General features: G+C 70.7%; 20 protein-coding genes and 1 pseudogene. 12 read left to right on the top strand and 9 right to left on the bottom strand.

Going from position 1 to position 24,017, the window contains the following annotated elements; translation table 11 throughout:
- Positions 1–200 precede the first annotated feature (200 nt).
- Entirely contained in the window at positions 201–1,457 is a 1,257-nt protein-coding gene (locus AC5DRG_RS39215; RefSeq protein WP_491804599.1) for a DUF418 domain-containing protein, read from the bottom strand.
- A 141-nt stretch (positions 1,458–1,598) separates the two neighbouring features.
- On the opposite strand from AC5DRG_RS39215, the gene AC5DRG_RS39210 reads away from it, so the two are divergent.
- The 3 genes from AC5DRG_RS39210 (at position 1,599) to AC5DRG_RS39200 (ending at position 4,495) form a co-directional block, all read left to right on the top strand.
- Positions 1,599–2,261 carry a response regulator gene (locus AC5DRG_RS39210; RefSeq protein WP_491804598.1) on the top strand — a complete coding sequence of 221 codons (663 nt, stop codon included), beginning with the start codon at positions 1,599–1,601 and terminating at the stop codon, positions 2,259–2,261.
- Between the two features lie 95 nt (positions 2,262–2,356).
- The gene (locus tag AC5DRG_RS39205) at positions 2,357–3,409 is read left to right on the top strand and encodes a sensor histidine kinase (protein ID WP_491804597.1); all 1,053 of its coding nucleotides are present in this window, start codon (positions 2,357–2,359) and stop codon (positions 3,407–3,409) included.
- Between the two features lie 114 nt (positions 3,410–3,523).
- Positions 3,524–4,495: an NAD(P)-dependent alcohol dehydrogenase gene (locus AC5DRG_RS39200; RefSeq protein ID WP_491804596.1), complete on the top strand. Its 972-nt coding sequence runs from the start codon at positions 3,524–3,526 to the stop codon at positions 4,493–4,495.
- On the opposite strand, the gene AC5DRG_RS39195 is transcribed toward AC5DRG_RS39200, so the two are convergent.
- The 3 genes from AC5DRG_RS39195 to AC5DRG_RS39185 all read right to left on the bottom strand — a co-directional run bounded on the left by AC5DRG_RS39195 (position 4,485) and on the right by AC5DRG_RS39185 (position 6,560).
- Positions 4,485–5,210 (bottom strand): GntR family transcriptional regulator, encoded by a 726-nt coding sequence (locus tag AC5DRG_RS39195; protein WP_491804595.1) that lies wholly within the window; start codon positions 5,208–5,210, stop codon positions 4,485–4,487. The genes AC5DRG_RS39200 and AC5DRG_RS39195 overlap by 11 nt on opposite strands.
- Before the next feature lie 48 nt (positions 5,211–5,258).
- The gene (locus tag AC5DRG_RS39190; RefSeq protein WP_491804593.1) at positions 5,259–5,648 is read right to left on the bottom strand and encodes a PPOX class F420-dependent oxidoreductase; all 390 of its coding nucleotides are present in this window, start codon (positions 5,646–5,648) and stop codon (positions 5,259–5,261) included.
- 99 nt (positions 5,649–5,747) lie between these two features.
- Positions 5,748–6,560, bottom strand: a complete 813-nt coding sequence (locus tag AC5DRG_RS39185) for an amino acid ABC transporter ATP-binding protein (RefSeq protein WP_491804591.1) — start codon at positions 6,558–6,560, stop codon at positions 5,748–5,750.
- A 216-nt stretch (positions 6,561–6,776) separates the two neighbouring features.
- On the opposite strand from AC5DRG_RS39185, the gene AC5DRG_RS39180 reads away from it, so the two are divergent.
- From AC5DRG_RS39180 to AC5DRG_RS39150, 7 genes are all read left to right on the top strand, one after another.
- Entirely contained in the window at positions 6,777–6,920 is a 144-nt protein-coding gene (locus tag AC5DRG_RS39180) for a hypothetical protein (RefSeq protein WP_491804589.1), read from the top strand.
- 77 nt (positions 6,921–6,997) lie between these two features.
- Positions 6,998–8,242: an NAD(P)/FAD-dependent oxidoreductase gene (locus AC5DRG_RS39175; protein WP_491804587.1), complete on the top strand. Its 1,245-nt coding sequence runs from the start codon at positions 6,998–7,000 to the stop codon at positions 8,240–8,242.
- Positions 8,243–8,303: 61 nt separating this feature from the next.
- Entirely contained in the window at positions 8,304–9,221 is a 918-nt protein-coding gene (locus tag AC5DRG_RS39170) for a dihydrodipicolinate synthase family protein (protein ID WP_491804585.1), read from the top strand.
- Positions 9,221–10,294 carry a proline racemase family protein gene (locus tag AC5DRG_RS39165; protein ID WP_491804583.1) on the top strand — a complete coding sequence of 358 codons (1,074 nt, stop codon included), beginning with the start codon at positions 9,221–9,223 and terminating at the stop codon, positions 10,292–10,294. Before AC5DRG_RS39170 ends, AC5DRG_RS39165 begins: the two co-directional genes overlap by 1 nt.
- The gene (locus tag AC5DRG_RS39160; RefSeq protein ID WP_491804581.1) at positions 10,294–11,775 is read left to right on the top strand and encodes a gamma-aminobutyraldehyde dehydrogenase; all 1,482 of its coding nucleotides are present in this window, start codon (positions 10,294–10,296) and stop codon (positions 11,773–11,775) included. Before AC5DRG_RS39165 ends, AC5DRG_RS39160 begins: the two co-directional genes overlap by 1 nt.
- 18 nt (positions 11,776–11,793) lie before the next feature.
- Positions 11,794–12,576, top strand: coding sequence for an SDR family NAD(P)-dependent oxidoreductase (locus AC5DRG_RS39155; protein ID WP_491804580.1), 783 nt, complete (start codon positions 11,794–11,796; stop codon positions 12,574–12,576).
- A complete protein-coding gene (locus AC5DRG_RS39150; protein WP_491804578.1) occupies positions 12,573–13,334 on the top strand; it encodes an SDR family NAD(P)-dependent oxidoreductase in 762 nt (253 codons plus the stop codon). The genes AC5DRG_RS39155 and AC5DRG_RS39150 overlap by 4 nt, the downstream gene beginning before the upstream one ends.
- A 54-nt stretch (positions 13,335–13,388) precedes the next feature.
- Here the strand turns inward: AC5DRG_RS39150 and AC5DRG_RS39145 are convergent, their stop codons facing one another.
- Genes AC5DRG_RS39145 through AC5DRG_RS39130 form a run of 4 tightly spaced genes read right to left on the bottom strand, consistent with a single transcriptional unit; the run spans position 13,389 to position 21,680 of the window.
- Positions 13,389–14,636, bottom strand: a complete 1,248-nt coding sequence (locus tag AC5DRG_RS39145) for a TIGR02679 family protein (RefSeq protein ID WP_491804576.1) — start codon at positions 14,634–14,636, stop codon at positions 13,389–13,391.
- Positions 14,633–18,787, bottom strand: coding sequence for a TIGR02680 family protein (locus AC5DRG_RS39140; RefSeq protein ID WP_491804574.1), 4,155 nt, complete (start codon positions 18,785–18,787; stop codon positions 14,633–14,635). The genes AC5DRG_RS39145 and AC5DRG_RS39140 overlap by 4 nt, the downstream gene beginning before the upstream one ends.
- Complete coding sequence (locus AC5DRG_RS39135; protein WP_491804572.1) at positions 18,784–20,130, bottom strand: TIGR02678 family protein; 1,347 nt, start codon at positions 20,128–20,130, stop codon at positions 18,784–18,786. The genes AC5DRG_RS39140 and AC5DRG_RS39135 overlap by 4 nt, the downstream gene beginning before the upstream one ends.
- On the bottom strand, positions 20,127–21,680 hold the full coding sequence (locus AC5DRG_RS39130; protein ID WP_491804570.1) for a TIGR02677 family protein: 1,554 nt from the start codon (positions 21,678–21,680) through the stop codon (positions 20,127–20,129). Before AC5DRG_RS39130 ends, AC5DRG_RS39135 begins: the two co-directional genes overlap by 4 nt.
- A 199-nt stretch (positions 21,681–21,879) precedes the next feature.
- On the opposite strand from AC5DRG_RS39130, the pseudogene AC5DRG_RS39125 reads away from it, so the two are divergent.
- Positions 21,880–22,063, top strand: a pseudogene (locus AC5DRG_RS39125) (hypothetical protein); the annotation flags it as partial.
- The gene (locus AC5DRG_RS39120) at positions 22,012–22,803 is read left to right on the top strand and encodes a nucleotidyl transferase AbiEii/AbiGii toxin family protein (RefSeq protein WP_491804569.1); all 792 of its coding nucleotides are present in this window, start codon (positions 22,012–22,014) and stop codon (positions 22,801–22,803) included. The pseudogene AC5DRG_RS39125 and the gene AC5DRG_RS39120, both read left to right, overlap by 52 nt.
- On the opposite strand, the gene AC5DRG_RS39115 is transcribed toward AC5DRG_RS39120, so the two are convergent.
- Complete coding sequence (locus tag AC5DRG_RS39115) at positions 22,754–23,995, bottom strand: MFS transporter (RefSeq protein ID WP_491804567.1); 1,242 nt, start codon at positions 23,993–23,995, stop codon at positions 22,754–22,756. The two genes, AC5DRG_RS39120 and AC5DRG_RS39115, sit on opposite strands and share 50 nt — an antisense overlap.
- Between the last annotated feature and the right edge of the window lie 22 nt (positions 23,996–24,017).

The raw sequence follows: 24,017 nt of genomic DNA, 5'->3' as shown, positions 1-24,017 counted from the left end.
GCGATCCAACTGGTCGGCAATACACGGCTCGTCACTGGAGAAACAGTTGGAAAAGCGTGTCCTGGCCACCCGTGAGAACCTGCCCGGCCGAGGCCTGGACCGCGAGCGTCCACGCGAAGTTGATCTCCGCCGGTCCTGGCCGACGCCGCCCGCAGAGCACCCGGGTGAGGCCGGGCAGGGGAAGACCCCGTAGCCCGGCGTCACTTGATGTGCCGGGCGAGCCCCGTCACCGCGTTGAGCAAGTGCTCCAACGGCCCTCGGCGGCGATGCCGCGTCCATACGCTCGCCAGCACCATCGCGGCGACGGTGAAGCAGGCCAGGGCCACCAGCGCCGGGCCGGTCTCCTCCTCCATGCCGACCGCCCGGATGGCGAGGATGTGCAGGACATAGACGGTCAGCGCGATCATTCCGACCGCGGACACAGGTGCGGCCAGGCGCGTGAGGCGCGGCAGGCGGGCCGTGACCGTGACGCACGCGGCCAGGGCGAGGAGCGCGACGCCTGTGTTGCCGAGGACGGAGAAGGTCGTCTGGCTGTGCGGCGCCCCCACCAGCAGCCAGGCGGCAGGGGTGTCGTCGGTGAGGTCGCCGACGGTGTCGGACCACCAGGCGGAGGCTCCCGAGTCCCCGTCCGTGGCCGCGGCGACGGTCGCCCGCGCGTGCGGCACGAAGTGCAGGGCCAGCCAGGAACCGCCGTAGCCCAGCACCGCCAACGCACCGCCGGTGAGGGCGAGTCGGGCATGGATCCTGCCCCGGGTGAGGTCGAGCCGGGCCACCGCCATGCCCGCGACCATGAAGGACATCCAGGTGAGCACCGGGTATTCGCCGGTGAACAGCAACTCCATGAAGCCGTCGGTGCCGCTGACGCGGGCCAGCGGATCGGAGGCGACGACGGCGTCCGCCCAGTCGCCCTGGTCGATCGACTGCCGTACCACGTACAGCAGTTGGGGCAGGACAAGTGCGCCCCCGGCGGCTACGGCCGCGAGCGTTCCCGCCCGTAGCCGGTACAGCGGGAGCACGGTGAGGAAGATCAGGCCGTAGAAGGCGAGGATCACGTCGACCTCGGTGTCGAGGGCGGTCAGGGCGTAGCCCAGCGCGATCAGGACGACCGAGCGGATGACGATCCTGCCCACCGCCTGCCGGCCGGCCCGACCGGTCCGGGGGTGCGGGCGGCCGGTGATGAGGACGAGCGTGAAGCCGGCGAGCAGGGCGAACAGCGCGGAGGAACGGCCGCGGGCCAACTCCAGTACGAGGCCCAGTGGTCCGCCCACGGAGGGATCGGGGCCGACGTGGGCGGCGTACATGCCGAGGACCGCGAGTCCGCGGGCCAGGTCAATACCGATCAGCCGTGGTGTGGAGGGTGATCCGGGGGTGGGAGAGGGCTCACCCTTCTCCGGGGAGAGCCGGTCGGGCAAGTCATCGGGCAAGCGGGACAAGGCCGTTGAGGCGTCCTGTGTCATGTGGTTCAGGCTGGCGGCGGCGCGGGCGCCGAACCATCCGGCAGGTGGCCGGAGTTGCCCCGCCGACCGGCGGGAGTCGGCGCGGGGAACCCGGGGGCGGCCACGGGCGTCGTAGGAGTCCGGCGACGGACGGAGCGGCAGGTGATCCGGGTAGTGGTGGTCGACGACGAGGCCCTGATCCGTACGGGTTTCCAGCACATCCTCGACACCGCGGACGACATCGAGGTCGTGGCGGCGGTCTCCGGCGCTCAGGCGGTGCGCGCGGCGCGGGAGTCGCGTCCCGACGTCGTACTGCTCGACATCCGGATGCCGGACATGGACGGACTGACGGTGCTGGCCGAGCTGCGCCGCATACCGGATCCGCCGGTGGTGGCCATGCTCACGACCTTCGACATGGACGAGTACGTGGCGGCCGCACTGCGGTCCGGGGCGGCGGGCTTTCTGCTCAAGGACACCGATCCCGAGCAACTGCCGTATCTCGTACGATCGTTGGCGGACGGCGGGGTCGTGCTGTCGTCCAAGGTCGCCCGTACCGTCGTGGACGGTTACCTGGACGGCGAGCCGCAGAACGACGCCGCTCGCGGCATCGCCCGGCTGACCGACCGCGAACGAGACGTGCTCGTCCTTGTCGCCGAGGGGCTGTCGAACGCCCGGATCGCCGCGCGGATGCTGCTGAGCGCGGCGACGGTCAAGGACCATGTGAGCTCCCTCCTCACCAAGTTGGAGGTGGGCAGCCGCGTCCAGGCGGCCCTGCTCGCCGAGCGTGCCGGCCTGCTCAGGCCGCTCCGGAACCCGGACGGGTGAGGGGGCTCGGACGGGTGAGGGGGCTCGGACGGGTGAGGGATCCGCGGCGTCCGCCCGCCCCGCTGCTCGACCCCGCCCTCGTCGGTGCCTCGCTCGTGGACGTCTGGGTCCACGTCGACACCGACGACCGGCCGGCCGTGGTCTGCGCGCTGCTGGCCGCCTTTTCGCTCGCGTTGCGCCGCGGGCTGCCGTTGCCGACGTACGCGCTCGCTCTGCCGGCCGCCCTGGTCACCGACGCGGTGGTCGCCCCTTTGCTGGCCCTGTACTCGCTCGCGTCGCGCACTCGCCGACGCGGGCTCCTGGCCGTCTGCGCTCTGGCGTTCACCATCAGCGACACCACGGCCTGGTCGTGGCCCACGCCTGGGTTCGCCGACCTGTCGGACCCCTCGGACCTGATCAGAGTCACCTACGGCCTGGCGACAGCGGCAGCACCTGTCTTCCTCGGTCAACTCGTCCAGGCCCGGCGCGAGTTGGCCCAGCGCCTGGCCGAGATATCCGACGCCCGCGAGAGCGAACGGCTGCTGCTCGCCCAGAGCGTGCTGGCCAGGGAACGGGCCCAACTGGCCCGGGAGATGCACGACGTGGTCTCCCACCAGGTCAGCCTCATCGCCGTACGCGCCGGAGCGCTCCAGGTCGGCAGCCTGGACCCGGAGACGAAGGAGGCCGCCACGACGATCCGGCGGCTGAGTGTGCAGACCCTGGACGAGCTGCGGCACATGGTCGGCATACTGCGCGCCTCGGGCAGCCGCCCCACGGAACTGACCCCACAACCGTCCCTCGCGGACCTCCCGCGCCTGGTCGACACCAGCGGAATCGACGCCGACCTGCACACGGACCTACCGGACGACTTACCTCCCCCGGTCCAACGCGCCCTCTACCGCACCGTCCAGGAGGCACTGACGAACGTCCGCAAACACGCCCCCGGCGCCAAAGCCACCATCCACCTCACCCACCTGGACGGCACAGTCCTGGTCACGGTCGTCAACGCGCCCCCGAGCCGCCCGGCCCTCCCCCTCCCCGGCGCCCACCACGGCCTCATCGGCCTGCGTCAGCGCGCGGAACTCCTCGGCGGCACCGTCACCGCCGGCCCCACGACCGACGGCGGCTACGAGCTCCGGCTGGAAATCCCGGTGCAGGGCACGTCGTGAGACGCGACAGGGCCGTCAAGGAGTGCGACTGTGGGTCAACCGGGCCCGGCGACCGGTCAGCGGTGCGTACCGCCGGGACGATCCGAGAGCTCCGGAAAGGCGAGGAGAGCCCCGATGAAGGCCATCGTCCAGGACACCTACGGCTCGGCCGACTCACTCCAACTGCGCGACATCGACCGCCCCGTCCCCCGCGACGACGAGGTGCTCGTCCAAGTGCGCGCCGCCGGGGTCGACCCGAGCGTCTGGCACCTCATGACGGGACGGCCGTACATCGCCCGGCTCAGCCCCCAGATCGGCCTCCGCCGCCCCACCAACCGTGTCCGGGGCTGGGACGCCGCCGGGATCGTGGAGTCGGTCGGCGCGAACACGACCGGCTTCAAGCCCGGAGACGAGGTCTTCGGCAACTGCGACGGCTCCTTCGCCGAATACGCCCGAGCCAAGGCCGCCCAACTGGCCGCCAAACCCTCCCCCTTGGCCTTCGAACAGGCCGCGGCCCTCCCCGTCTCCGGCGTGACCGCGCTCCAGGCACTCGACGTGGCCCGTCCCCGCCCCGGCCAGAAGGTCCTCGTCATCGGCGCCTCAGGCGGCGTGGGCACGTACGCGGTCCAGCTCGCCGTCCACTACGGCGCCCAGGTCACCGGCGTCTGCGGCCCCACCGGAGCCGACCTCGTCCGCTCCCTCGGCGCCGAGGACGTCATCGACTACACCCACGAGGCCATCACCGACCGCCCCCACCGCTACGACTTCATCCTCGACGCCGCCGGCAACCGCCCCCTGTCCCACCTGCGCCGCGTCCTCGCCCCGCGCGGCACGATCGTCTTCGTCGGCGGCGAGAACGGAGGGCCCGTACTCGGCGGCATGGACCGTTGGGCACGTGCCCTGCTGCTGTCCGCCTTCGTCCGGGAGAGCTTCCGCCCGGTCTTCGCGGTCACCAGGCAACAGGACCTCCTGACCCTGAAGGACCTCGCCGAGAAGGGCGTGATCGCGCCGGTCATCGACCGCACTTATCCGCTGGCGGAGGCCCCCGCCGCCGTACGCCACCTGGAGAGCGGGCATCCACGGGGCAAGCTCGTCGTCACGGTGTGAGCGGGTCGGCCGCCGCGCTTGTGTGCTTCTTCCGCTCGGCGAGCATCTCGATGAGTTCGCCGGCGCTCGCCATGGTGTGGCGTTCCACCTCGGCGTCGATCGTGTCCGGGTCGCCGTCGAGGATCGCCTCGATGAGACGCTCATGGACGTGCAGGGCGCGATCGGGATCCGAACGGGTGCTCTCGTCGACCATGATGGCGATGTTGATCTGGGCTTCCACGGTGGGCCACAGGCGTTCGAGCATGGTGTTCTCGGAGGCGGTCCACACGGTCCAGTGCAGGTTGACGTGGGCCTGGTGGAGGCGGTCCGGGTCCTGGGCGGCGTGGGCCGCCTGGTACTCCTCCCAGCTGCGCCGGAGCGTCTCCTTGCGGGAGCCGTCGGGATCGTCGGCCAGGGCCCGGGCGGCCAGCTTCTCCAGGGCGACCCGGACCGCGGCCACATCGGTGATGAACTTCTCGTCGATGTCGGTGACGACGACTCCGCGGTACGGCTGCTGTTCGAGGAGTCCTTCGTGGGTCAGCTGGTAGATCGCCTCACGCAGGGTGGGACGGCTGACCCCCATCTGCTGGGAGATCTGGACCTCCCGAAGCCGTTGCCCCGGTCCCAGCTCTCCGGCCAGGATGGCCCTCCGCAACTCGTTCACCACGGCGTCACGGCGGGTCTGGTTGATGACCGGCCGGGGCCCGGTGGCTGGTTGGGGGGCGTGGTCACTCATGGATCCTCCGCAGATTGTCAGACCACATACTAGCCGCCGGGCGGGTGATCAGCCGCCGTACTCGGTGACGCGCTCGGCGCTGACGGTGACGACCACTCTGGGCGTTGTCGCGGTCTCCTGCCAGGGCTTTCCCTCGTACTTGCGGGAGAGCTCGTCGATCAGCTCCGGCCCGCCGTCCCGGGTGATGGTGACCGACCCACGGACCACGGCGTAGGCGTAGGGGTTGTCACGGTCGATGATCAGGATGCTGGCGCGGGGGTCGCGCAGCAGGTTGAGGTGTTTCACGCGGCCCTCGACGGTGGAGAAGGCGATCCCGTCACCGGTGGCCTTCACCCAGACCGTGGTCTGCTGCGGCAGGCCGTCCTTGCCGATCGTGGCGAGTGTCGCGAAGTTGGGCGTGGAGGCCAGTTTCCTTGCCAGCTCGGTGAGTTGGGGCATGTCGGTGACCCTTTCGGTAGGAGACGAAGCTTCCGGGAGGAGGCGGTGGCAGGCTCTCGGGGAGGCGTGTGCGGGAGCCTGCCACCGCGTGCGGGGCGCTCAGAAGCGGACGGCGTCGATGAATGCCTGGAGCCCTGGTGTCTGTGGGTTGTTGAAGGCCTGGTCCGGTGGCACGTCCTCCTTGATCAGGCCGTCCTCGAAGAAGCAGATACGGTCGGCGGCGTGGGCCGCGAAGGCCATGTCGTGGGTGACGATGCCGCAGGCGATGCCCTCTTCCTCCTTCAGCTTGGTGAGTACGCCGAGGACCTCGGCCGCCACCGGCGGGTCGAGCGCGGAGGTGATCTCGTCGCACAGCAGCAGCCGGGGCCGCATCATCAACGCCCGTGCGATGGCCACCCGTTGGCGCTCGCCACCGGACAGCTGGGTGCAGCGGCTGCGCAGGTGGTGTGCCATGCCCACCTCGGTCAGGGCCCGCTCGGCCCGCTCAAGCAGCTGGGCCTTGGACTCGCCGAGGGTGAGGCGGGGAGCGACGGTGAGGTTGTCGAGGACGTTCATGTGGGGCCACAGGGTGTAGCTCTGGAAGATCATCCCGATCTGGCCGCGGAGGTCCTTCCACGCCTCCGTGTACTCGCCGTCACGTACGACGGCCTGGCCCGCGAGGTCGATGTCCCCGGCGTCCGGCTCCTCAAGTCCGGCGATCACCCGGAGCAGGGTGCTCTTGCCGGAACCGCTCTTGCCGATGAGGACCGCGATCTCACCGCTGCCGATCCGGAAGTCGGCCTCCTTGAGGACGGGGCGGCCGTGGAAGGACTTGCTCACACCGCGTGTGCGCACGAACGCGCCGTCGAGCCCCGCGTCAGCGTCCGCGTCGGTGTCCGGTGTCTTGTCGAGGGTCGGGTTGGTCTCTGTCATCGTGATCAGACACCTTCCGGCTTGAGTACGGACTTGGGTACGGATTTGAGGGCCGTGTTGGCCAGAGCGGCCCGCGCGAAGGGGCCACGAAATGGGTCTGCGACCACGCAGGGCCGGTCGATTCCTTCACTTCCGGGCATTGACCGCGCCGCGTGGTCCGGTCTAGCGTCAGCCCAGCCGCCGATTGTTTGACAATCTGCGATCGGAGGAAGGCCCATGAGGTTCAGCCGCGCCTTGAACGTGGTGGACGCGCATGCCGAGGGCGAATCCGACAAGGTCGTCGTCGGCGGGGTCGGACCGGTCCCGGGAGAGCGCGTCTTCGACAACCTGGTGGGGCGCCCCTGGGAGCCGGAGGTCTGACCGCGCTGCGGCAGAAGCCATAACGCGGATCATTCGACGCCTTGTAAGCGACGCCTTGTAAGGAGGTACACGACCCCATGCGGACCATCGTTGTAGGAGCCGGCGCCGTCGGTCTGGCCGCCGCCTACCGGCTGGCCAGGAGCGGCTGCGAGGTGACCGTTCTCGACGCCCGGAGCGCGGGCTCAGCCGCCTCGCACGGCAACGCGGCCAAGATCGCCCTGGCGGAGAGCGGTCCGGTGCCCGCGCCGGGCGTGATCCTGCAGTCCCTGAAGTGGATGCTGAAGCCGGACAGCCCGCTCTACGTCAAGCCGTCGCTCAACCCCGCCTTCGTGAAGTTCATGCTGACGATGGCCCGGCACTGCACCGCGCGCGACTTCCGCCAGGGCCTGGAGACGACCCTGCGCCTCGCCGAGGGCACCATGGACCTCCTCGACGACTGGACCCGGGACGGCATCGCCTTCGAGATGCACAAGGCGGGCGTCCTGCTCGCTTTCGAGACGCGGGAACGCTACGAGGAGCAGCTCGCCTCCCTCGACATCTTCGAGAGCTTCGGCATGGTCGCCGAGCACCTGCACTCAGACGCCGTGCAGGCGAAGGAACCGGTGCTGAACAGCCGTATCAAGCACGGTCTGTTCTTCCCCGACGACCGCCAGGTCGAGCCCGACTCCCTCACCCGGGGCCTGCTCAAGCGGTGTACCGAACTCGGCGTCGAGATCCACGAACACACCCCCGTACGCCGCTTCCTGCGCCGGGGCGACGCCGTGACCGGCGTACTCACCGACAAGGGCGAGTACACGGGCGACACCCTGCTGCTGGCCGGCGGCGTGTGGACCGCCCGGATGGCCGCCCAGCTCGGCGTCCCCCTGCCGATCCGGCCGGGCAAGGGCTACAGCGTCGACTACTCGCCCTCCCCGGTGCCGCTGCGCACGCCCCTCACGCTGGAGGACGCCCGTGTCGCGGTGACCCCGCTGAACGGCTTCCTGCGACTGGCGGGCACCATGGAGTTCGGCGGCCTGGAGGAGAACGTCAACCCCCGGCGCATCGCCGCCATCAAGCAGGCGGCGGCCGACTCCCTCACCGGCTGGGACAACCCGCCCGGAGAGGCCAGTCCGTGGGCCGGGCTGCGCCCGATGACCCCGGACGGCCTGCCGATCATCGGCCGCCTCGATCCCCTGCCCAACGTCTACGTCGCCTCGGGCCACGGCATGCTCGGGCTCACCCTCGCCCCGGCCACCGCCGAGATCATCACCGAGGCGATCACCACGGGCCGCCTTCCGTCCGTCGCCGAGGCGGTCTCGCCGCGCCGCTTCACCCGCCGATGACCGGCCCCGGTTTCGCATGCCCACCGACCGTTTCCCTCATGCTGATCTCAGGAGTCCCTTCATGAGCGCCCCCCAGTTCACCGGCATCCTCGCCGCTGTCGTCACCCCGCTGACCCCGGACGGCTCGGCCGTCGACGCCGAGGGCGTCCGGCGCCAGGCCGAGCACATCATCGGCGGCGGCATCCACGGCCTCGTGCCCGGCGGCAGCACCGGCGAGTTCACGACGCTGACCCTCGACGAGCGCAAGCGGGTCACCGAGTTGTACGTCGAGGCCGCCGACGGACGTGTCCCGGTCGTCGCCGGGACGGGCGCGCTCAGCACGGCGGACACCGTGGAGCTGAGCGTGCACGCGGAGAAGGCGGGCGCTTCCGCCGTGATGATCGTGCCGCCGTTCTACGACGCCCCCACCTTCGACGAGATGCTGGGCTTCTTCGGCACGGTGTCCGACGCCATCGACATCCCGATCATGTACTACAACATCCCGTCTGCCACCGGCGTCAACCTCGCGCCCGAGGAGCTGGCGAAGCTGGCCCGGGAGACCGCGGTCACCTCCTACAAGGACACCGGCGGCGACTTCACCTGGTTCTCCACCGTCCAGCAGGAGCACGCGCGGGACATCACCGCCCTCAACGGCTGGGACACCCTCACCTTCGCGGCGCTCGCGAGCGGTGCGCAGGCGGGCGTGTGGGGTACCGCCAGCGTGATCCCCGGGCTGTGCGCCGAGTTGTACGACGCGCTCGCCGTCCGCGGAGACCTCATCGCCGGGCGCGCACTGTGGGCGAAGATCTTCCCGATCTGCCGGTTCCTGGAGTCCCACAACTACGCGTGCGGCATCAAGACGGGCCTCGACCTGGTCGGCGTCAGCGCGGGCCCGACCCGCCGGCCGGTGCTGCCGCTGGCCCCGCAGTACGTCGAGGAGTTCCGCGGCCTGCTGATCGCCGCCGGGGTCGCCGTAGCGGACGAAAGCGTGGCCGCCTGATGCCTTCGTACGGCCGTGTCCACGCCATCGACGTCCATGCCGAGGGCGAGCCCGGCCGCGTACTGATCGGCAGCCATCTGCACGTCAAGGGCGCCACGATGGCCGAGCGGCTGCAGTACTGCGAGAAGCACCTCGACGACCTGCGCCGGCTGCTGCTCCAGGAGCCGCGCGGCTACCCGGCCCTGTGCGGCGCCCTCGTACTCCCCCCGGCCGACCCGGCCGCCGACTTCGGACTGGTGGTGCTGGAACAGGGCGGCTTCCGCCCGATGTCCGGCTCCAACCTCATCTGCGCGGTCACCGCGCTCGTGGAGACGGGCGCGGTCCCGGTGAGCGAACCGGTCACGGAACTCACCGTGGACACCGCGGTCGGCCTCGTCCGGGTCCGCGCCGAGGTGTCCGGCGGCAAGGCCACCAGGGTCACCTTCGCCAACGTCCCGGCCTTCGCGGTGGCCCTCGACCACGAACTGGACCTGCCCGAGTACGGTCGGGTCCCGGTCGACATCGTCTTCGGCGGCCAGTTCTTCGTGCAGGCCCGCGCCGCCGACCTCGGCCTCACCCTGGAACGGTCCTCGGCCAGGCAACTCACCCGCGCCGGAGCGGTGTTGCGCACGGCGGCCCAGCAGCAGTTCCCGGTCAGCCATCCGCTCAACCCCGGCATCGACCAGATCTCCCTGACGATGATCCACGGTCCCTCGCCCACATCCGGCGTCTCCGGCCGCAACACCGTCGTCCTGCCCAACGGCGAGGTGGACCTGGCCGACCCGGCCACGTGGACCGGCTCCTTGGACCGCTCCCCCTGCGGCACCGGCACCTGCGCCCGCATGGCCGCCCTGCACGCACGGGGCGAACTCCCCCTGAACACGCCCTTCGTCCACGAGTCGATCATCGGCACCACCTTCACGGGCACGCTGCTCGACACCGCCCAAGTCGGGCCGTACGAGGCGGTGTTGCCGACGATCAGCGGGCGCGGCTGGATCACCGGCTTCAACCAGTACGTCCTGGACGACACCGACCCCTTCCCGCACGGCTACACCCTCGGCGACCTGTGGGGCGCCGCCGAACAGGAGCGTTGATGGAGACCACCGGAACGCAGTTCATCGCGGGCAAGCGCCGCCCCGGCACGTCGGGCGAGGAGTTCTCGGTGACCAACCCGGCCACCGGAGAGGTCCTGGCCACCGCCACCCTGGCTGGCGTCGAGGACGTGGAGGAGGCGGTCGCCGCCGCCCGCGAGGCGTTCGCGGACTGGTCGCGCACCACGCCCGCCGAACGCTCCGAGGCGCTCCTGCGCTGGGCCGATCAACTCCAGGCGCGCGCCGAGGAGTTCGCCGAGGTCGAAAGCCGTATCGGCGGCAAGCCGATCAGGCTGACCCGTGGCTTCGACATCCCCGGCACCATCGACAACGTCCGCTTCTTCGCCGGTGCGGCCCGCAACCTGGAGGGCCGTGCCTCCGGCGAGTACTCCGGCGACCACACCTCCACGATCCGCCGCGAACCCGTCGGCGTCATCGGCTCCATCGCCCCCTGGAACTACCCGTTGCAGACGGCGGCCTGGAAGGTGCTGCCCGCCGTAGCCGCGGGCAACACGATCGTCCTGAAGCCGTCCGAACTCACCCCGCTCACCTCGGTGATGTTCGCGGAGGCGGCCCAGGAGGCGGGCATCCCCGACGGTGTCATCAACATCGTCACCGGCACCGGTCCCGTCGCCGGGCAGGCGCTGATCACGCACCCCGACGTCGCCATGGTCTCCTTCACCGGCTCCACCGCGGTCGGCCGCCAAGTCGCCGCCCAGGCAGCCGGGTTGGTCAAGCGCGTCCACCTCGAACTCGGCGGCAAGGCCCCCTTCGTCGTCTTCGACGACGCCGACCTGGAAGCCGCGGCGCGCGGTGCGGTGGCGGGGGCGCTCATCAACGCCGGCCAGGACTGTACGGCGGCCACGCGCGCGTATGTCCAACGGCCGCTGTACGAGGGGTTCGTGGCCCGGGTCGCCGAGCTGATGGACGGTGTGCGTGTGGGCCCGGTCGACGACCCGGCGACCGACATGGGTTCCCTGATCTCGCTCCGGCAGCGCGACAAGGTGGCGGGCATGGTGGAGGACGCCCGCCGTTCCGGGGCCACCGTCGTACGCGGCGGCAGGATCCCCGACAGCCCGGGCGCCTATTACGAGCCCACCCTCATCACCGACGCCGCACAGGACTCCGCCATCGTGCAGCAGGAGATCTTCGGCCCGGTCCTCGTCTGTCTGCCCTTCGACGTCGACGAAGAGGCGCTCCGCCTCGCCAATGACACCCCGTACGGGCTCGCCGCATCCGCCTGGACGACCAACGTCTACCGAGCCGGGCGCGCGAGCCGGGAGATCCAGGCGGGCTGCGTCTGGATCAACGACCACATCCCGATCATCAGCGAGATGCCGCACGGCGGCTACAAGACCTCCGGCTTCGGCAAGGACATGTCCGCCTACTCCTTCGACGAGTACACCAACGTCAAGCACGTCATCTCGGACATCACCGGCGCCGCGCACAAGGGCTGGCACGACACGATCTTCACCAGCGACTGAACCCCGAAGGGAAGTGTCATGACCGACTCGGCGACTGCTTCGAGTGCTTCCCGCTTCGGGGAGAAGGTCTGTGTCGTCACCGGCGCGGGCGGCGGTATCGGATCCGCGATCGCCCGGCGGCTGGCACACGAAGGGGCCAACGTCGTGGTCTGCGACGTCGACGGAGCCGCGGCGGGCAAGGTCGCCGCGGAGATCACAGGAGAGGGCGGGACCGCCGAGGTCGCGCAGTTCGACCTCGGCGACGCGAGCGCGTGCGTCCAGGCCGTCGACGACGTGGTCGCCCGCCACGGACACCTCGACGTGCTGGTGAACAACGCCGGCGTCAACCGACGCGGCGACCTCCTCGCCCTCTCCGCCGAGGACTGGGAGACCAGCTTCGCCATCAACGTGCACCCGCTGTTCCACCTGTGCCGGGCGGCGCTGCCGCACATGGCCTCCCGTGGCGGTGGAGCCATCGTCAACACCGCCTCGCAGTGGGGCCTTCAGCCGGCGCCGGGACACATCGCGTACAACGTGACCAAGGCCGCCGTCGTCGCCTTCACCCGCAGCCTCGCCCGGGACCACGCCCACCAGGGCGTCCGCGTCAACGCCGTGTGCCCGGGAGAGATCCGCACACCGATGGTGGAGGCGCACCTCGCCCGGACCGGACGCACCGTCGCCGAACTCGACGCCCTGGTGCCGTTCGGCCGCATCGGGACGCCGGAGGAGGTCGCGGCGCTGGTCGCGTTCCTCGCCTCGGACGAGGCGCCGTACATGTGCGGATCCGTCGTCGAGATCACCGGAGCGCAGGCGGTCGCATGAGCAGCGAGACAACTCCCCCCGGCAGCCTGCTCCTTGGCGGTAGGACGGTCCTCGTCACCGGTGCGTCGCGCGGCATCGGACGGGCGACCGCACTCGCCGCCCACCGCGAAGGCGCCTACGTCGTAGCGCACTGGGCCGGCAGCGAGCAGGCGGCCCTCGACCTCCAACGCCGCCTGGGAGACCGCGGCTGCCTGGTCCGCGGCGATCTTCGGGATGCGGACGCGACGGAGACCCTGTGGCAGGAGGCCCTGGCCTGGCGTGGCGGTATCGACGTCCTGGTCAACAACGCGGGAGCCTGGCTCGGATCGCCTCTCGAGGACGCGGCGCTGTGGCGCCAGGGGTGGGCCGACAACCTGGCCCTGAACCTCACCGGCCCGGCAGACCTCAGCCGTAACGCGGTGTTGCACTTCCGTGAGCGCGGCGGGGGCATCGTCGTCAGCGTGTCCAGCCGTTCCGCACACCGCGGGGACGACGCGGAACACCTGGCCTACGGCGCCGCCAAGGCGGGCCTGCTGGCGCTGACCAAGGGCATCGCCCGGGGATTCGCGGCCGACGGTGTCCTCGCCTACTCGGTGGCCCCCGGGTGGGTAGCGACGGACCTTGCCGAGGCAGGCGAAGCAGACGCCGCGAGCGTGCCACTGGGCGAGATCACTCCGCCGCAGGAGGTGGCCGAGATGATCGTGTTCCTGGCGTCCGGTCGTTCGCGTCATGCGACGGGCGCCACGATCGACATCACCGGCGCGGACTACGTCCGCTGAGACGCGGCCTGGGGGAACGGTGTGGAGCCCTCCTTCAATGGACGGCGTCCCTGGCTAAATCGCTTCTGCCAGGTCTGCCAAGAGGACGTCAGCCACCAGCTCCTCGACCACGGCGGTTCCGTGGTCGGTCATGGCACGAGTCAGTTCAGCGTCCCAGGGGGCCTCGGTAAGGCGACCAGGCTGAGGGCCGTACGGCGTGCGGGCGACGGCGACACGGTAGTCCGCGGCCGTCATCCGCCAGGGGCGGGCCGGCGTCTTGTCCAGGAGATACGCGGCGATGCGGATGCCTTCGCCATCGAAGTCGCCGTGGTAGCGGAGAAGGGCACCCTGGTCCGCAAGAAGGCGGAGGAGGTTGACGGCCGCGCTGTTGGGCCAGCCGGACGTGCACACGAGCGGCGGACAGTCCGGGCCGAAGCGACGTACGGCGAGAGCCAGGATGCTGGGGTTCTCAACGGCGTGGACGACAGGTGCAGGGTCACAGACGAGCGCGAACTCGCCCGGAGCCCGCAGTTGGGCGAGGGTCAGGCTGGCGGCCTGACCGGCCTCGGCACAGGCGCGGGTCACACGGGCCAGCGGGCCGTCGCCGACCGGGCGCAGTCCGCCGACGAGAACGGTGGCGGACAGGTCGTCGTCGGCGACACCTGCGCGGGCCCACAGAGCGCGCCGGTCCGCTGCGGACTCCGGCGGGGCGGTGTCGTGGACGGTCGCCAGAGCACGCAGGACGAGGGTGGACAGGCGGGTGCCGTCGTCAAGCGCGTGGGAGTCGCCCTTCAGGACTCGGGCAGCGAATACGGGCAGGGGCTCAGCCTGGGCGGGAAGTTCCGCGAGCACGGCAAGCGCGTCGGCGAGCAGGGTTCGAGTTCTTTCGGATGCGCCGCCGACCAGACCGGCGACTCGGCAGGACGCAGTCCAGTCGGCGAGCGCAGGTTGGGCGCGCACGGTGGCATGTCCGTCCAACCATGCCCACAGCTCGACTCGTTCGCCTTCTTTGCGGCGTCGTTCGGACGCTCGATCGTCGAGAGGGCCGACAAGTTCGATGACGGTTTCACGCACCGTGCGGCCGGACAGTTCGGTGACGGCTTCTTCCAGGCGGGCCAGGGCGACGGAGGGGCGAGGGCCCGGCAGGCGGTCCAGACCCAGGAGGTCGGCGAGGGCCTCGCGCTGGGCTTCGTCGAGCGGTCCCAGGCGCACCCGTGCGACGGGGCGGCCGGAAGAGAGACGGCTGTGGACCGTGAGCCAGAGCGGGCGGAGTTCAGGACGGCGCAGGGTGCGCTCGCCCGGGGCGGGTTCCGTGTGGGTCATCCCGCCTCCAGGTCGGTGCCGTTCCAGACGAAGCGAGCGCTGGTGACAGCGTCGTCGTCCCCGTCGGTGAGGAGTTGGTGGACGGCGATGCCGGGCAGTTCGCCGTACGTGCACCATTCGTGGTCGGAGGTGATCACAAGGTCGAGGTCGAGTGCGGTCAGCAGGGCGAAGACCTGTCCGCGGTTGACCGCGTCGACGCCGACGAAGACTTCGTCCAGCAGGATCGGCCGGGGTGCCAGGGGCACGGCCTCGTAATGGGCGGCGACGGCGGCAAACAGCGGCAGGTGCAGTGCGATGGCCTTCTCTCCGCCCGAGAGTGCACCGTGCAACTTCTTGGTCAGCGGCTGCCAGCCGGTTCCGTTCGCCCGGTCGAGGCGGACGGTGAAGCGATGCCAGGCGGTGTAGTCGAGCACCTCGCCGAGCTGCTCCTCCCAGCTCGCGGCCGTGTCACTGCCCTTGGCCTCCTCGATACGGGCCCGGAAGAAGGCGTGCAGGGCTTCCCGGTCGGTCGCGTCGACCCGGCCGGGGTCCTTGAGCAGCAGCTGACGGGCGGTGCGGGTGCCGTCCGGGAGATCCGGACGGACGTCCCAGACAAGCTGGACGGCGACATTGGAGGCGGTACGGACCCGCTCCAGGTGCCTGTTCATGCGGTCGACGAGTTCGCCTGCCTGACGGATGCGGGCCGCGAGGTGACGGCGGATGTCACCAGTGAGGATCTGGTCGAAAAGACGCCGCTCGGCGGTGGTGATGTCGTCACGGCTGCGGTCGCGCTCCTGGGTGAGCGTGGTGAGCATGCCCGTCGCCCCCACGCGTACGCCGTCCAGGGTGGCAGTGAAGAGCTGGATGTCGTCGTCGGGCTCCAGGTCCAGGTCGGCACGGGCGCCGAGTCTCTGACGGGCCTCGTGGACCGCTTCGGAGAGACGAGTCGCGGCGTCACCCAGATTGCGAGGGGCGTGCGGGATGCCGGGCCACTTCGCAGCGGTGGCACGGGCGGCCTCCAGGGTGGCTCTGGTGCCGTCACCGGCGTCGAGTTGCGGTGCGATGCCGGCGTCCTCGGCCAGCCCGACCAGGCACAGATGCCGGAACCGGTGGGCCGCGGCGTCCCGGGTTCCGACGGCCTGTTCCCGCCGTTCGGCGTCCTGGCCGCTGGTGGCCCGCAGTCCTCCGATACGGCCTTCCAGGCGCAGCAGAAGATCGGCCGCCCTGCGGGCCTCCTCACGGCAGCGCCGCAGTTCGGCGCGTGCCGCGGCGACACGTGCGACGATCTGCCGGTAGTCCTCACCGACGGTCGCCTCCACCGCCTCCAGACGGGCCTTCAGACCCGCTGCCTCCGCTTCGGTGGCAGCCGCCGCCTCGGCCTGTTCCTCGGCGGTCCGGCGCGATCGGTCTGCCAGCGCGGTCAGTTGGCGGGCCCTGTCGGCGGCGACGGTCGCGGTGAGGCATGCGTCCACCCAGCTGTCGGCGGTATCCCGGAACTTGTCGACGTCGACGGAGAGTTCACGCAACCGGTCCCGGTCGGTGGGCAGTCCGTGTTCCGCAGCCCGGCGGCTGAGCGTGCGCAGGGCGCCCGCCACCTCGGTCTCACACCGGACCAGGTGCGCGGCCGCGTCACGCACGGCGTCGTCCCGGGCAGCCGCCCTCTCCTCGGCTCGGTCCCAGTCGCGCCGACGGGCATCGAGGTCCCTGTGGTCGGGTCGGGCAATACGGTCGGCGTCCAGCAAGGCACGACGGGCAGCGAGGCCCTTCAGCCGGTCGTCGACCATGGCGAGGGAGGCGTTCATCTCGCCGATGTGCTCAGTCAGTTCACTGATCTTGCGCTGCCGGGCCCGCTGCCGCGCCAGGGCACCGATGTAAGCGGGTTCCGGCTTGCTCCAAGTACCGGTGGCCAGCGCGAGACGCCAGGCGCCGTCGGCGGAGACGGCCGCGGAGTGACCACCTGGCAGCGCCGCGCCGTACGCGACACCGGCGAGGATGCGGGTCACGGTGTCGGCCGGGACAGGGATGTCTTCCTCGGGCCTCAGCACCTCCAGCAGACTGGGCCCCTGGACGGTCACGGCCAGGGCGGCCTCGGCGCGGGTGTCATGCCCGGGCAGAGTGATCCCGTCGTACGGGCTGACCCAGGCGTCCAGTAGGCCCGATGCCTCCAGCGCCGCTTCCACTGCGGCCTGAACAGGGAGCGGGACATCCTCACGGAAAGCGACCAGCCGCCACAGCGGTGCTCCCGCCGTCGCCGAGCGGACGGTGGTGCGGGTGGGCGGAGGCGGAGGCGGGAGGTCTGTCTCGCCACTGAGCCGTCGTACCTCCTCCTCAAGTCGGTTCCGCTCGTCCTGCACTCCCTGACGCGCGGCTCGGGCGGTGGCCTCCGCCGTTGCGATCTCCTGTTCCAGCGGGCGTGCGGCGGCTTCGACAAGGGCCCTCACGTCGGCTTCCGCCGCCGCTCTGGCCGCCAGTTCTCCAGGGTCGGCGATGCGCAGTTCCGTGCAGCCCTCGGCCCACGCAAGGAGCCGTTCCGCCTGCGTGGCAAGGGCGTCGTCCCAGGCGCCGGATGCCTCGTCGCGCCGGGCGATCGCTTCCGCGAGTCGGGTACGGGCCTCGTCCAACAGGTCTTCGCCGGCGCCCCGGTCGCGTACCGCGCGATCGTGCGCGTCAATCGCCTCGGTGATCAGGGCGACCTGCTGCCGTCGGGCAGTGACCGCGCCCCGCAGGAGCCGACGGGCCTGTCGGGCCCCGTGCTCGCCCACCGTTCGTCCCACGCCTTCGGAGGGACGACCTCCCCCTTCGCGCGCCATGCCGTCGGGGAGCGTCACCGTGGGATCCGCGTCGAGGAAGACGTTCACCTCGTGGTGGATGGATTCCATGCCCGCCGCCCGGGCCGACCGACGTGTTTCCTCTCCGGCTTCACGCGCGTGCTCGTCGAGTGCCCGGGCCTGCCCCGCCGCCTCGTCCGCGTGCCTCCTGTCCTTCTCCGCCCCGATCTGAGCGGTCTGGGCGGTGGCGCGCTGTCGCCCGGCGGCGGCTACCGCGTCTTCTGCGCGGCGGCGCAGCCGGTCGAGTTCCTCGCCCTGCTTGTACGTGTCGCTCTCACGCAGACCTTCGACGGTCTCTTCCAGAGCGTGTGCTCGCAGTTCCTGTTCTTCGCGCCGGACCTGGGCCGACTCACGCTCCGTCAGCGCCTGTTCGAGTTCCTCGGCGCTCTGCCGGGCGGCACGGGTGAGGTCGTCCATCTCGGTGGTCGCCGAGATCAGCGCGGCCGAGCCGGCCCGCAGAACCCGTCGAGCGTAGGCGCGCTGCCGGGATGCGACGGTCTCGGCTGCCGTCACCTCGTCGTTGAGCCGCTTGAGGTGTTCGCGCTGACGGTCCAGCCGCTCGAACCCCTCGGCGAGTTCGGCAATCTCTCCCTCGCCCAGTGGGGGTAGCGCTCGTGACAGCAAAGTGGACAGCAGGGACGGGTCGAGCCGTTCGGACAGTTTGGGCTGGCGCAGCTGGAGCAGGGCGGACAACAGCGACTCATAGCGCTGCGCACCCATGCCCTCGAAGAGTTCACGCCGGACAGCGGTGCGATGGTCAGTGGCCGAGGCGTGCACATCGCCGCGGTCGCGCAGGGCTTCGACGAGGGCAGCACGGGTCAGGGGCTGCCCCGACTCGTTGACGAGGAGCACACCGTCGGTGTGGGCGATCCTGGAGCCGGTGGTGAAGTAGTCGGCGTGCACCCCGCTGGTGTGCACGCTCGCCTGCAGACGAGCACCGCAGCCGAACCATCGCTTCGTTCCGTCGTCGCCGACGCGGTGGAACTCCATCCACACGTATCCGACGCGGGTCTTGCCGGAGGCGCCTTCGCCGAGCAGGTTCCAGTGCATGGTTCGTTCCGAACCGCCGAACGTGGAGAGGCGGTTGGGCCGGAGGCTGGCGTCGAAGAGGAAGGGAAGCAGAAGCTCCAGGGCCTTGGACTTGCCCGAGCCGTTCTGGCCGCGCAGCAGCAGGCGCCCCTGGTGGAAGGTGAAGGTCTCGTCGTAGTAGCGCCAGACGTTGAGGATGCCCGCGCGGTGCGGCTGCCACCGGTTGCGGGCGGCGTCCTCCCCTTGCCTCGGCGGCCCGGCCGGTTCGGCCGCCTCCTCCGGCCGTCGCGCGAGGGGAAGCTCTGTCACGCTCACTGCTTGTCTCCTTCTGCGACACGGTCGCCGGAAGCCATGGTGCTCGCTGTCTCGTGCGAGCTCACGCCCGATTCCGGTCCGGACCGATCCTCCGGATCCGAACTCGTCGTCTCTGTCAGGCGGTAGCGGTACGCAGCCGGGCACGCGACGACACGGTCCCCTGCTCGGCGGGCGAGGCCGACGTCGCGCAGTACGCGTACGGCGTCCTCGGACAGCCGGGCCGCGCCGTCCTCGGACTGGTACGCCTTGGCCCAGCGCGGGAAGCGGCGCAGCAGGTCCGCTCCGGCCTCGGTGAGCTGTTCGGGCAGCATTCCGGCAGGCGCTGCGCAGAGCGGCTCCAGAAGGAGTAGCGCGGCAACTCGGGCAGTGGACGTGTCGTCGGGAAAGCGGACATCGGTGGCGAGCTCGTCCGGGTCCACGAGCAGGAAGCCTTCGGCTCGTTCCTCCAGGAGGAAGCCTGCCTGCTCGACCGAACGGCGCAGGATCTGGCGTCCGGTCAGGGAGGTGAGGTATGCCAACTCGTCGTCGGCGAGGTCCGCCCGGTACAGCACGGGGTCGTCGAACAGGCGACGCAGGACCGAGTGACGCAGCCTCAGGTTGCGTTGTGCGTCCGTGGTGGCGGTTTCGCTGTGTGCCTCGTCGGCCGTCCCGTCGACGACCACGCCGCCGTAGCGTCGCTCCCGCACAAGGCCGGTGAGGAGTTCCTCGAACCGCGCGGGCACCTCGTCCGGTGGTACGGCGAGTCGGGAGGCGCCGACGGGCGTGGCGGGCAGCCGCATCAGCAGGGTGGTGTCCACGCGGTAGAGGACCTTTGCCTCTGCGGACTCGACGTACGCCTCGGTCGTGCCGTCCACGGCGCGCAGTACGTCGTACGACTCCAGCAGCTTCAGGACGTCGACGAATGCCGTCCGCTCCGGCTTGTGTACCGGGTCGAACGCGGCCAGCGCCCGATCGGCCGCCGTGGCCTGCACGACACGGGCGGCGAGCATGCCGATGGTTGTCATCGGCATCGACAGCAACTCGGCCGCGGTCACGCACAGCAGAACGTAGCGTCGGCGGTCGAACGGGGCCCGGCCGGAGCGCGACCTGCGGGCCGGTCGGGAGCCGTCCGGGTTCGCACGGACTTTGGTGAGGCGGGCGTACCCGCGGCGGGGCTCCACGACCAGGTTCCAGCCGCACGTGTAGTCGAACCACTGAGCCAGCGGCTCGCGACGGCGTCGTACCAGTTCGAAGCCGGCCGGCTCGGCAGCCACGGTCAGTAGGGGGCGGGCCAGGAGGAGTCGGACGGCACGCGCAACCTCCTCCCGTTCCGCAGCGGCCAGTTGGTTGGCCAGCGTGCTCATCCCGCCGCCTCCTTCCGCGCGGCGCGGGCGGCCGGGAAGGCGTTCGCTCCGCCTGCCGCCATGATGTGGAGGACGTAGTCCGGACCGGTCAGTGAACCCTTCGCGGTGTGCAGAACGGCGGTGCGCTCATCGGGAGGCGGCGAGAGCACGATCTCCACCCGGCCGTCTCCCGTCGTGGCACGCCGCAGACCGGCCGTGTCCGGCCGGGTGGACAGAGCCCGGCCCAGCAGGTCGAGCAGACGGTCGAAGACAGCGGGATCCAGCGCGCCGAAGGAGGACAGGCGCACGGGTCCGTCCGTCTCCAGTTCCTGCCAGGCGCGCGCGAGTTCCGCTCGCTCCGCTCGGGCCCGCTCGGCGCGCTCCGCCCTGACGGTCGCGACATCTCGCACCTTGGCCGTACGGGTGAAGCGCTCCGTCCGTCCGCTGGTCCGCAGCAGCGCCGACACCTCCACCGGCGGGGCTTCGGACCAGGAGAGGGACGACGGGATCAACTCCGGGTCGGGGTGGGCGAGGTGAGCGTGGCGGGCCGGGCCGAGGCCGAAGGAGGTCGACCACAGCCGGTGCAGGTCCTCTTCCGCGGGGGCCGCCGCGAACCAGCGCGCCAGTTCCCGGAAGTCCTGCACAGCGCTGGAGGAGCGGCGCCGCGACTCGTTGATCCGTTCCAGAACCTGCAGGAGGGAGACGATGGCCCGTCGGGCGATGTCGTGCAGTTGCTCGATCCGGGGCCGCGCCCCGTCGTCCGGAAGGAACCATGCCCGCAGGCCCGCCCAGCGAGCCCGTCTGCTCTCCAGCCAGCCGGCCGCAGGATCCTCACTCGCCACCGGCGGCAGCTCGGCGCCGCGCAGGGCTCGCTCTCGCAGCACGGCCGTCCCCCGCTCCTCCACCCGGGCCACGGCGGCGGCGACCATCCCCCCACGCCGGTCGAGGTTGACCAGGAACTCCTGTAGATAGGCGACGGTGGCGGCCTTGACCTCATGGAAGACTTCCAGATCCGCGCCCTCTGCGCGCAGGAGCCGCTGCAGTTCGCCGTTGAACGCCTTGGTGTTCTCCACCAGGGCCTCCAGATGCCCCTCCAGCTCCCGCAGCGTGCTGAAGATCCGGCGGTCGGCCGAGGCGGGCTCGTCGGACAGCAGGCACAGCTCGTCCAGCCTGTCGGCGATCGCCTCCAGCACGGCCGTCTGCAGCGCCCCCGTGGAGGCAAGAACCTCAAGCGCGTGCCGAACTCCGGCGAGAGCCGCCTCACCCCGTCGGGTCAGCGAGTACTGAAGGTTGCGCCGCTCGTATTCCTCGGCCGTGCGGTAGTTCTCCGCGTGGTTGTGCACCACGTCCAGGAGCTCCCACTGCACGAGTTTCCTGAGCGCGTCATGCAGTTCCTCATCCTCGACCGCCGCCGCCCAGCCCACCCCGCGTAGCCGCTCGCGCACCGCGTCGAGCCCCAGGGCCGTCTCCAGGTGCTCGCCGGCCACGCCGAAGGCGTCCAGCACCGCCCCGTACAAATCAGACCTCTCCACCGTCGTGAACCGGAACATCTCCGGTGGAACCCTGCGCATGCCTGTCGCCCCCTCCCCCACCGCCTCGGCGGCATCCGGATCTCCACGGTAGAGGGCGGCTCCGACATTCACAGGCGAGTCCCCGAACAGCGGATTCATCCGACGAGAATCGGGCGGTCTCGTGGCCTGGACTGCTAAAGAGTGCGGTCAGACTTGGCGGGCGAGCAGCGTCCGCGAGTGGTTCCGGCGTCGCCTGTCGGAGCGCATGGGCCTGTACCGCACTGTCCTCCACGAGGGTCTGAGCGAGGACTTGCCCCGCTACCTCAATCAGGACCTGCTCGTCCAGATCTGGCCAGTGCTGCGCGCCCTCGTCGGACGCACTGTCCGCCGTATGGGAGGACGCGTTCCCCGAGCTCGCCACCCGTACCCGGGCAGCCGTGTGACGGACATGCCGGAGCTGCACGCACGGCTGCTCGCGGATGTGATCGCGCTCGGTTCCGCGTACCCCTTGGTTCTCACCGGTGGGTACGCCGTACGGGCGCACAACCTCGTCAACCGCCCGAGCCAGGACCTCGATGTCGCCACTGAGAACCCGGCCCCCCATGGCCGACATCGCGACCACGCTCCGTGCCGGTCTGGAAGCTCGTGGGTGGAAGGGGCACGCGCTGGAGACCGCCCACTGTCTGCCCGCTTCACCGTGACCGACCCGGCCACCGGGCAGGAGTGCGAAGTCGACATCCTCAAGGAGATCTGCTGGCGGCCGGTCGCCCAGAGCTCGTACGGGCCTGTCCTCGCCGAGGAGGACGTGACCGGGACCAAGGTCCGCGCCCTCGCCGACCGCGGAGCGCCTCGCGACCTGATCGACGTTTTCGCAGCTTCCCGGCGATGGACCAATGGCGAGCTAATGGGGTCGATGACACCACCATCACTGCTCTACGCGCTTGGGCCGTGGAATGGGCCGACGACCTCGCTGCTCGTCTCCTCGAAGAGGGCGATGATCCGGACCACCACTGATGACGCCCAGATGAGAGACAGGGGCGAGGGCCCGGCGCGACATCACCTCGCGGATCCGGACGACCGTCCCGGCGGACATCACCGGGCGGTCAGCCGGAGTGCTGGTCGAGTCGGGCTGTTCAGGCGCGAACCGGAACGGGCGCCGGCTTCACCCGGGCGACGGTCATGACGTACAGGAGCAGACCCGTGGTGGTGAGGACGAAGCCGGCCCACACGGTGGACAGGGTTCCCCAGCCGGCGTCGAGGGCGACCGCGCCGCCGATCGCGCCAAGACAGTTGGCCAGGTTGAGGGCGGCCAGGTTGAGCGTTCCCATCAGGGTCGGGGCGTCCGGTGCGAACGCGGTCAACCGGACCTGGATGGTGGGGATGGCGAACATCATGGTCGCGCCGACGCCGAACAGGCAGGGCAGCAGAACCACCAGGTCGCCGCCTGCCACACCGATCAGCACCAGGAACGCCAGGGCACCGCCGTAGCCCAGGATCAGACCCCGGTTCTCGTACCGGTCGGCGACACGTCCGCCGACGTGGTTGCCGAGCGCCATGCCGAGGCCGAAGACGGCGAGCGCGATCGGGATGAGCGAGGCGTCCCGCAGCGCCGCGTCGGTGACGAACGGGCCGATGAACGTGTAGACGGCGAAGATGCTGGAGATGCCGAGCGCAGCGACGGTGACCATCAGCCAGACGCCCCGCCGCCGGAGGGCGCCCAGTTCGCCCGCCAGGGAGCTGCCGCGCAGGTCGTCGGTGCGCGGCAGCCAGGCCATCAGGGCAGCTCCGGCGAGCAGGCCGACGGCGACCACGGTCCCGTACAGAGCGCGCCATCCGGCGTGCTGGCCGATGAAGGTGCCGAGCGGCGACCCGGCGATGGTGGCGACGGTGAGTCCTCCCATCACGGTGGCGAACGCCTTGCCGCCCCTGCCCGGCCCGTACACGTACGCGGCGACGACGGCCCCGGCGCCGAAGAACGCGCCCTGCACGCTGCCCGCGACGAACCTGAAGACGACGAACAGTGTGATGTCCGGCGCCAGGGCGGAGAGCCCGTTGCCGACCAGGAACAGCCCGATCAGGCCGAGCAGCAGAGTGCGCCGGTTGACCCGGGCGGCGAGCAGGGTGATCGCCGGAGAGCCGATCATCACCCCGAGGGCATACGCGGTGATCGCGTAGGTCGCGAAGGGGACGGAGACCTCCAGATCGGCCGCGAACAGCTGGATGATGCCGTTGCTGCCGAACTCGCCGGCGCCGATCGCGAAGGTGCCCAACGCCAGTGCGAACAACGTCAGTTTCGGATGCTTGATGGGCGACTTCGCGTGGGTGTGCCGCTGCTCCTCGGCAGTGCACTGGCTGTCGTAGGCGCGCTGATGCATCGTCTCGTCTCTCGTCCTTGGC

The organism is Streptomyces sp. JLBG701 (assembly GCF_058544905.1).
The sequence above is the reverse complement of the archived record's forward strand: the minus strand, read 5'-3'. Positions and strand labels throughout refer to the sequence as shown.